Here is an 8543-nt window from a genome sequence, read left to right on the forward strand (position 1 = left end):
GACTGACATACCTGAACTATTCCTTGGAAGCTTTCCGTAATCGTAGCCGGCATTTGTAACTCTCTTATTGCTTGATTAACTTTTGGAACGGCATCACTAATTGAATATCCATCTTGCAGGTTAAATGATACCATAACTGAAGGTAATGGCCCGAAATGTGAAATACTAAGCGGGCCAACAGTGTTAACAATTTTAGCAATGGTAGTTCGCGGTACTAAATTGCCGCTTGCGGAGTTAATATTGACTAGAGATAACATTGACGAATCTGTTTGATATTTAGGATCTAGCTCTAAAATAACGTCATATTGAGCTGTTGGGGTATATAATGTGGAAATCTGCTCAGCACCGTAAGCTGTATATAAGATATTCTGGACGTGCTCGACTTGATATACCGAGTTTTGCAGCCTTATATCTATCAATCTGCACTAAAGTTTATGGCTGTGCTATTTGTAAATCCGAAGTTACGTTAATAAAACCTGGCAGTCATGCGAGCTTGTCCTTTAATTTCGGTGCAAAGCTAAATAGCACATCTTGATCGAGTTCTTGCATAGTATATTGATATTGGCTTTTGGTTGCTGGTCCGTCGATCGTAATAGTAGGTACGTTCTGGATATATACCTTTAAACTTACTAAATGATTTAGTTTTGAACGTAACTGATCTATAACGGAGTCAGCTCCTATTCTTTGGTCACGAGGTTTTAAGCTAATCAAAATCGTACCCTGATTTACGGCAGAGTTTCTACCTGAAACACCTACGGCAGAAAAAAATGAATCTATATTAGGATTTTTAAGTAATACATCATTTGCTTGTTGTTGTTCTTGTACCATCGTATCAAAAGAAATAGTTTGAGCGGCGTCGGTAAAAACTAAGATTTGTCCCGTATAGGAATAAGGCATAAAGCCTTTGCGTACTTTCCCAAATAAATAAGCCGTTGCGATGATTACTAAGAGAAAAATATAAGCATAGTAGTTTTTGAATGCTCTACTACTGTTTTTAGACTGCTACCATATTTTTGTTTGACATATTCAAAGGCTTTTTCGGTTAGTGGTAGGTCGTCATTGCGAGGAGTCAAAGACGCCGTGGTAATCTCGGTTGGTTGCCCTGAGAGTGCTTAGTCACTATGTTCCTCGCAATGACGATCCCTCAAAAACATATTACATAACATAGGAGTTACGGTTATCGAGATAACTCTCGAAAGCAAAATAGCGGTAGTAATAACAACGGTAAGTTCGTGCAGTAGCTTCACTAAAATTCCGCTCATAAATAATATTGGGATGAATATCGTCATTAGGGATAAAGTCCTTGAGATGATAGTAAATCCTATTTCTTTAGTACCGTTAATACATCCTGCTACTTGACTCTCACCTTTTTCCATATGTCGTGTGATATTTTCAAGCACTACTATTGCATCATCCACGACAAAACCCATCGCAAGCGTTAGAGCCATTAAAGACATATTATCGATGCTATAACCGAATAGATATATAAAGGCAAAAGTACCGACAACTGATAAAGGAAGGGCAATAGTCGGAATAATCACGGACCGTCAGTTATGTAGAAAGCGAAATATAGCAATCACTACGAGTATTAAATAAAGCGAGTAGCATAGTAAAATTGGCATCATTTACCGATTCTCTGATATAGAAATTGACCTATCAAACATGATATTAATATTAATGCCCTCAGGGGTTTGCCTGCGAAGCAACGGCAATACTTCTTTTATAGAGTCGACTATTTTAATAGTATTAGTAGTATCCGGTTGTGAATAGCAAGTATTACCCCCGGCTTATCCCTATACCAAGCAGCTATTTTATTATTGGCTACGCTATCAATGGCTTTCCCAATATTTTTAAGAAAAAGCGGATTACCGTTTTTATAAGTTAATATTAAATCATTATATTCTTTAACATTTTGTAATTGCCCAGGGGCGCTAATGCTTGAGTAGATATCTGTACCGTATAAAGCTCCGATCGGTAAATTAACGTTAGCAGAGCTGATAATGTTTGATACTTGGTCAAGCCCTATATTATTTGCTGCCATTTTAACAGGGTCAATCTGCATACGCACTGCATATTGCTGTGAGCCGTAAACTTGTATCTGTGCAACACCCGGCAGCATAGATAAACGCTCAGCCATAATTGTTTCGGCGTAATAGTCCACGGTATATAAGGGGAAGAGTCTCATGAGGTTAAAGATAAATAAAATATAGGTGCGTCGGCAGGATTTACTTTACAATATGAGAGCGGGATAGGTAAGTCGTTCGGTAGTTGCTTGTATGTCTTGTGCCGCTGCATCTATATTTCGGTCTAAATTAAACTGCAAAGTAATTTGAGTAGTACCGTTACTATTAACCGAACTCATCGAGTCAATATCTGATATCGTTGATCATTGCTTTTCAAGCGGTAATGCAACTGAAGATGCCATAGTAGTCAGCTCCAGGCAAGCTTACTGAAACCGGAATAGTCGGGCAGTTGATGTCAGGTAAAACGCTTACCGGTCATATCCTATAGCCGAATGCTCCAAACAGCAAAATAGTTGCCATGAATAAAGTAGCAAGAACCGGACGCTTAATAAATATTTCTGAAATACCCAATTATTTTTTCCTGTTTTATGGATTTTTTCTGTAATACATATCGTCATTGCAAGCGACTGTAAGTTAGTTTGCATGGTTTTAGACAGAACTATTAAAGCCTCTTGTTCGATGTAAATCGTTAGGGATACACGAACACACTGTCCCGGCCACATAATATTTCGTTTTGGTTAGGTAGTGTTGCTTTAACTTTGATAGTGCCACTATTTGGGTCAATCGAATTATCGACAAAAACGATCTCACCGTCTTTAATTTCTGAGTCGCTTACGGTTCTAACCGTCAAAGCTAAATCATTAGATTTTTTGAGATTTATTAATACGATCGAGATATTTTTCAGGTACGGAGAAGCTGACATAAATAGGCAAGCTAGTATTGATAGTGACTAGACGCACAAAATCCGGCGATACTAAACCACCTATATCCACATTACTCTCACTAAGTTTACCATCAAAAGGAGCTACTATTTTTGAATACTCGATTTGTAAATTAGCGTCTGCAATAATTGCTTTATCGCGTTCCACGGTGGCCCTAAGCATATTCATATTAGTTAGCATCTGTAAATACACTGCTCTTCCGAAACGGCTTTTCCCTCGTATAAAGCATGATATCTTACCTCTTCTTTTATAGCATCTTCAAGGTTATAAATATCACTTAGTAAATTTGCTTGTGCTTGCTGTAATTGATTTTGAAAAGGACGAGAATCGATTTCATATAATCAATCACCTGTTTTTACTTCTTGTCCGTCATCAAAATTTACACTTAATGTTTGGGGCCCATAACTTGAGATTGAATATCGGCACTTTGATCAGTTTCAGCTACTCCTGCAAGTTTTATCACATCAGATACGTCTTTTCTGATAACTTGTGTTACCTCAACCGGAGCTGCTATAGTGATTTGTTTACTGCTTTTATTGTGATGTTTTATTACCCAAACCACTAATATTACTATTTAGTACTAGTAATGTTATCAATATCAAATTCCGCATTATTGTTTTAAGCATTGTTATTTGCCAAAATCACAAATAGGTCCTGCTATGTTGCCGCCTATCTGCCAAGTTTCAGCTGAGTTAGTAAACAGAGTATTAAGTTTATTGCTACCGCATCCTAATAAGCCTGTTAAAGAAATTTGTAGAAAATAAGTAGCTTTTATTGTTTTTAAGTTTACATCTGCTGCTAGTAAATTCTGCTCTGCTGTTTTAATATTCGGTCTTTGCTCTAAAAGCTCTGATGGTAATATTTTAGGTAATACCGGTAGAGCAGGGAAGTAATCTATTGGTTTATTATGATAAATTAAGCCGTTTACTATATTTTCAGGAATTCTACCTACTAAAATTTTAAAGCGGTTTCCTGCTCATGTCTTTGTTGTTTTGAAGGCGGCAATGATAACTTAGTAAGTGCAAGCGCGGAAGCAGCTTCACTAACCGATATTAAATCACCTACGCCAAGATTATATAATTTCTGATTTAATTTATAAATTTCCGTTTGAGCCTCAATTAGCTTTTTAGTTAGATAGATTTGTTTGTCTAATACTAAAAGATTAAAGTAACTTATAGTGACGTTACTTATAACTGATAAACGTACCGCTGCCTTGTTATACTCACTTGCAAGGAAAGTTTTTTTAGCTGATTCGCTAGCGTTGGCGGCTCCTCTATAAATCCAGCTCGTAATTAAGCACGCTTGCTAGCCCCAAATTATTAGAGAATTTCGGTTCATTCGGTGCTTTTGTTTCTTTACTGTTTTTTGTTTGATTTGCTCCGCCTTGTAAATTGATTTGTGGCAATCTATCAGAATTAATAAGGTTAAGCTGTGCTTGCGCTGCTAGCACATTACTCATTGCCAGCTCAATATCAGAGTTACCGGTTAAAGATTCTTCGATTAGGTTATTTAACACCGGATCGTTAAATTGCAGTCACTACTTGGAGGATGCATTATTATTTTGTTCTAGAGAATAATTATTCCAAGTAGTAGGTAATGAGAGTTTAGGGGGAATATTATCGTGTTTTGCATTACAACCACATAGAAGAAATGATGAAATCGATAAAACTAGAATATATTTTAAGTAAATGCAAAATCGACATATGAAGTTCATCGATTAGGTTCATTAAAATAAATGCATATTACTTAATATTAATTATGAATCTTTAAACCGTTATGTCAATATATGCTATTGTTTTTTCAACTAACTATTTTTATAATTACGTAATAATGTTGCTATAGCATATTTTAGAAAGCTTGATATAAGTGAATTTTGCAGGATTCGCTTGTGTTCACATATTTTTATAAGTTGTGTAGGTTCACCCTTAAATTCATCTTATCTGAAGCTTTCTAAAATATGCTGTAACTTTTCAGAAACAACTTTAATTTCATAATTTTGTTTGAGAGTAAGGTAGGCATTTTTAGAAAATTCTTTTGCTTTTATAGGGTTCTCTATTAGATAGACAATTTTTGCTGCTAAATCTTCAGCAGAGCCGGCTTTACAAATAAGCCCGTCTTGCATGTCGTTTAAGATTGCTGCAGGCCCTTCAGTATCTGTACTAACGATAGGCATGCTTGCCTCCATTGCTTCAAGCACTATAATGCCAAACGGTTCATGAAGAGACGGTAAGCAAAAAATATCTATTTGTTTAAAGAATTTATCTCTATCGTGAACCCATCCCGTAAATGATATTTGATCTTGTAAATTAAGTTTATGTGCTAAAGCAATTAAATTATCTTTTTCCTCGCCGCTTCCACCTATAACTGCATGAAGATCATATTTTTTTTCTTTTAAAATTTTGATAGCTTTAATAAAAACATCAACACCTTTCTTAGCTACAAATCTTGCTAGTACACCAATTACGACAGGTTTTCTATATGTTTTATTTGGAATAAAGTCTTTAGCAATATTTATCATATTCGGTAGGATGTATATCCTAGATTCGGCGAAGTGATTTTTTAATAAAAATTCTTTCATATGATGCGTCAAGGCAATAACAAAATCACATTTACGTAGTCCTTTTAAACTATAATTATGAGCGATACCGATTAATTTTATATTTTGTGATTTAGCAAATTTACTAAAATTTATTGCTCTATTACCGTGTGCTATAATTATATCGGGTTTAGTCTTATGAATTATATACTTAAAAATCAGTACCGAGAGTAAATCAAACGGTACTATATTAGGTAGTTTTAAGCTTTGTTTGTATAGAAGAAAGGAATTTATTTTTGCCTTGTAAGAAGTGATATTTATAACCTCAATTTTTTGCATCTCTAAAGCAGTGCTATAATCTAAAAATGCTTGTTGAATGCCGCCAAGGTCACGACTGAGCATAATATTAAGGATCTTCATTACTTATAATTGCTCGATTTCTTTTTCTGTTAAACCGGTAAAATCTATAATTTTATCTAAAGGTTTATTTTTTGCTAACATTTTTTTAGCTATAGAAATTTTTTGTTTTGCTTCCCCTCTGGCTTCCCCTTTCGCTTCAGCATCCATAATTTTCTGCTCTTCTACGGCTAGATTATCCATTTCGGTTTTTATCATTTTTTCATAAGTATTTAACTCTTTTTCAGACCAACTAGCTTGATCCAAAGCATAAAAAGCTTTTTTAATAATAAAATCATGACCTATCAAATTCTCCATTTCTTCTAGAGTACTTTCATGTACATGTTTAAAGAAATATGCCCATTTTTCTTGAAGGTTCTCTAATTGATCTAATTTTTTATTAAATTTCTCAAGCTCTAAAAAGATAAAATACAAATCTTGTAGGTCGTTCTCATAAGTTTTAGTATCAAGTAATCTATGATTTGATCTCCAATCTTTTTTATCGGGCAATAAAATAAAATCGGCAATAGCTAAGAATATTACTACTCGAAGTTTTGCATATACTGTCATTTTTTTATGATCTTCATCTTTGTTTATTATTTTTCTTGAATAGGCTTTTGTTGTATAAAGCTGAGTTCGTTTTTCACAACCTGGATGTTTGCTAACCTGCATCTCTACAATAAATTGAGTACTGTATTTATCTCTACATAATACATCAACTATAGATTGTCTATAAGTAGCGATGTCAAAACCTTAGGTTTTTTTAAAAAGTAACTTCGGTAATTACTTCTTTTCCCGTATAACTTAAAATGTTATTTAGAAAATGAATAAGTATATCCTTATTTTTTTCTATACCGAAAATTTTTAAAAATGCATAGTTATTTTTAGGGTCTAAGAAACGTGAAATTAGCATAATAGTCTATATTTTTATATATCATCACTTCATTATAGCAAATTCCAAGAAATTTGCTATAATACAATTTCCTAATATGTAAAACATTATGATTAGTAAAATTAATTTTGTAAAAATGCATGGTCTCGGTAATGATTTTGTTATTGTTAACAAACGAGATTTATCAAGTTCATATGATTTATCGCAGTTAGCAAAAAATATGGCTGAGCGTCATACAGGTATCGGTTGCGATCAGTTTATTATTTATGAAGAGCATAATGATTTTTATGAAATGATTATATATAACATAGACGGCTCTAGTGCTAAATTATGCGGTAATGCTACAAGATGTTTAGCCAAGTTAATTTATCTTGATACGGGAAAGCAAGATATTACCGTAATGGTAGGCAATAAAAAATTGCTATGTAATGTCAATGATGAAAATAATATTAGCGTTAATGTAGGAAGCGTGAGTTTTAATGAAGCTTGGATGCCAAGTCGTGATAAAGTTTGGGCATTTGCAGAGCGTTATATGATTGATTTAAAGGAAACTATTTGCGTTGATATAGGTAATCCGCATGTAGTTATTTTTAGTAAGTTAGAACCTCAAGATCAAAAAATTGTTGGTGAAAGATTGCAGGCTAAGGAATTATTCGCAGATGGGGTAAACGTTAATTTTGCTGAAGTAAAAGATAATAAAATCTATTTATCCGTTTGGGAGCGGGGGGCAGGGTTAACGCTTGCTTGCGGAAGCGGAGCTTGCAGTAGTTTTGCTGCCGGTTTAAAGCACGGTTTTATCCATTCACCAAGTACTATAGTCTTTAAGTACGGTAACCTTACTATGAAAGAAGAAAACGGTAATATAATAATGCAAGGGGCAGCTACGCTTGTAGCACGTGGGGAATATTATTGTGAGCAATAATTTAAGACAAAACGTAGTAACATTTGGCTGTAGACTTAATATTTACGAAAGTGAGATAATACGAAAAAACTTGGAATTGTCGGGTATCGATAATGTAGCAATATTCAATACTTGTGCGGTAACTAAAGCAGCTGAGAAACAAGCAAGACAAGCTATACGCAAGGCTAAAAAAAATAATCCTGGTTTAAAAATTATTGTTACCGGCTGTAGTGCTCAAACAAGTCCGCAAATGTACGGTAATATGCCGGAAGTTGACAAAGTTATAGGTAATGAAGAGAAGTTATTACCTAATTACTACCAAATGACCGATGCAAAAATAACAGTTAACGATATAATGTCGGTGAAAGAGACGGCAAGTCATTTAGTAAGTAGCTTTGACTGTAAGTCTCGTGCTTTTATTCAGGTACAAAACGGTTGTGATCATTTTTGTACTTTCTGTATTATCCCTTATGGTAGAGGAAAAAGTAGATCAGTAGCAATAGGAGCTATAGCAGAGCAGGTAAAGCATTTGGTATTAAACGGTTTTAAAGAAGTAGTTTTTACCGGTGTCGATGTCACGGCTTATGGTAGTGATTTGCCAGGAAGTCCAACATTCGCACAAATGATTAAACGAGTGTTGAATTTAGTCCCTGAATTAAAGAGGCTTAGATTATCTTCAATAGATGTTGCAGAAATAGATGATGAACTTTTTGAGCTTATAGCTTATAGTAAAAGGATAATGCCGCATTTTCATATTAGCTTGCAAGCAGGTGATGATATGATATTAAAACGTATGAAAAGACGTCATAATAGAGCAAACGTAATAGAGTTTTGTCAGAAACTACGGGCAATA

13 protein-coding genes and 2 pseudogenes are annotated in these 8543 nt (G+C 34.4%); 3 read left to right on the plus strand and 12 right to left on the minus strand.

Annotated features, from left to right (window positions below; genetic code table 11):
- The 7 genes and pseudogenes from BG75_RS09750 to BG75_RS03430 all read right to left on the minus strand — a co-directional run.
- Positions 1-426, minus strand: a pseudogene (locus BG75_RS09750) (efflux RND transporter permease subunit); the annotation flags it as partial.
- A 57-nt stretch (positions 427-483) separates the two neighbouring features.
- Entirely contained in the window at positions 484-939 is a 456-nt protein-coding gene (locus BG75_RS03405; RefSeq protein ID WP_252903723.1) for an efflux RND transporter permease subunit, read from the minus strand.
- 5 nt (positions 940-944) lie between these two features.
- Positions 945-1541: pseudogene (locus BG75_RS03410) on the minus strand (efflux RND transporter permease subunit).
- 191 nt (positions 1542-1732) lie between these two features.
- A complete protein-coding gene (locus tag BG75_RS03415) occupies positions 1733-2161 on the minus strand; it encodes an efflux RND transporter permease subunit (protein WP_252903624.1) in 429 nt (142 codons plus the stop codon).
- Between the two features lie 69 nt (positions 2162-2230).
- Positions 2231-2362, minus strand: a complete 132-nt coding sequence (locus tag BG75_RS03420) for an acriflavin resistance protein (RefSeq protein WP_026053069.1) — start codon at positions 2360-2362, stop codon at positions 2231-2233.
- 522 nt (positions 2363-2884) lie between these two features.
- Entirely contained in the window at positions 2885-3112 is a 228-nt protein-coding gene (locus BG75_RS09755) for an HlyD family efflux transporter periplasmic adaptor subunit (protein ID WP_252903625.1), read from the minus strand.
- A gap of 238 nt (positions 3113-3350) precedes the next feature.
- Positions 3351-3527 carry an acriflavin resistance protein gene (locus tag BG75_RS03430; protein WP_252903626.1) on the minus strand — a complete coding sequence of 59 codons (177 nt, stop codon included), beginning with the start codon at positions 3525-3527 and terminating at the stop codon, positions 3351-3353.
- A 70-nt stretch (positions 3528-3597) separates the two neighbouring features.
- On the opposite strand from BG75_RS03430, the gene BG75_RS10350 reads away from it, so the two are divergent.
- The gene (locus BG75_RS10350; RefSeq protein WP_305140717.1) at positions 3598-3729 is read left to right on the plus strand and encodes a hypothetical protein; all 132 of its coding nucleotides are present in this window, start codon (positions 3598-3600) and stop codon (positions 3727-3729) included.
- A 187-nt stretch (positions 3730-3916) separates the two neighbouring features.
- On the opposite strand, the gene BG75_RS09760 is transcribed toward BG75_RS10350, so the two are convergent.
- The 5 genes from BG75_RS09760 to BG75_RS07330 all read right to left on the minus strand — a co-directional run bounded on the left by BG75_RS09760 (position 3917) and on the right by BG75_RS07330 (position 6810).
- On the minus strand, positions 3917-4258 hold the full coding sequence (locus BG75_RS09760; protein ID WP_368072222.1) for a TolC family protein: 342 nt from the start codon (positions 4256-4258) through the stop codon (positions 3917-3919).
- Positions 4239-4481: a TolC family protein gene (locus BG75_RS03440; RefSeq protein WP_217284873.1), complete on the minus strand. Its 243-nt coding sequence runs from the start codon at positions 4479-4481 to the stop codon at positions 4239-4241. Before BG75_RS03440 ends, BG75_RS09760 begins: the two co-directional genes overlap by 20 nt.
- A 420-nt stretch (positions 4482-4901) precedes the next feature.
- Positions 4902-5921 carry a glycosyltransferase family 4 protein gene (locus tag BG75_RS03445; RefSeq protein WP_062811451.1) on the minus strand — a complete coding sequence of 340 codons (1020 nt, stop codon included), beginning with the start codon at positions 5919-5921 and terminating at the stop codon, positions 4902-4904.
- A 3-nt stretch (positions 5922-5924) separates the two neighbouring features.
- A complete protein-coding gene (locus BG75_RS03450) occupies positions 5925-6620 on the minus strand; it encodes an Rpn family recombination-promoting nuclease/putative transposase (protein WP_217284893.1) in 696 nt (231 codons plus the stop codon).
- Between the two features lie 40 nt (positions 6621-6660).
- Positions 6661-6810 carry a PD-(D/E)XK nuclease family transposase gene (locus BG75_RS07330; protein WP_084777208.1) on the minus strand — a complete coding sequence of 50 codons (150 nt, stop codon included), beginning with the start codon at positions 6808-6810 and terminating at the stop codon, positions 6661-6663.
- 88 nt (positions 6811-6898) lie between these two features.
- Here BG75_RS07330 and dapF point away from each other — a divergent pair, with 88 nt between their 5' ends.
- Positions 6899-7711 carry a diaminopimelate epimerase gene (gene dapF, locus BG75_RS03455; RefSeq protein WP_062811452.1) on the plus strand — a complete coding sequence of 271 codons (813 nt, stop codon included), beginning with the start codon at positions 6899-6901 and terminating at the stop codon, positions 7709-7711.
- On the plus strand, positions 7686-8543 hold an 858-nt coding region (locus BG75_RS03460; RefSeq protein ID WP_252903627.1), incomplete at its 3' end, for a radical SAM protein. The genes dapF and BG75_RS03460, both read left to right, overlap by 26 nt.

The sequence above is a fragment of the Rickettsia endosymbiont of Proechinophthirus fluctus genome, from assembly GCF_001602635.1.
GTDB classification, from domain to species: domain Bacteria; phylum Pseudomonadota; class Alphaproteobacteria; order Rickettsiales; family Rickettsiaceae; genus Rickettsia; species Rickettsia rickettsii.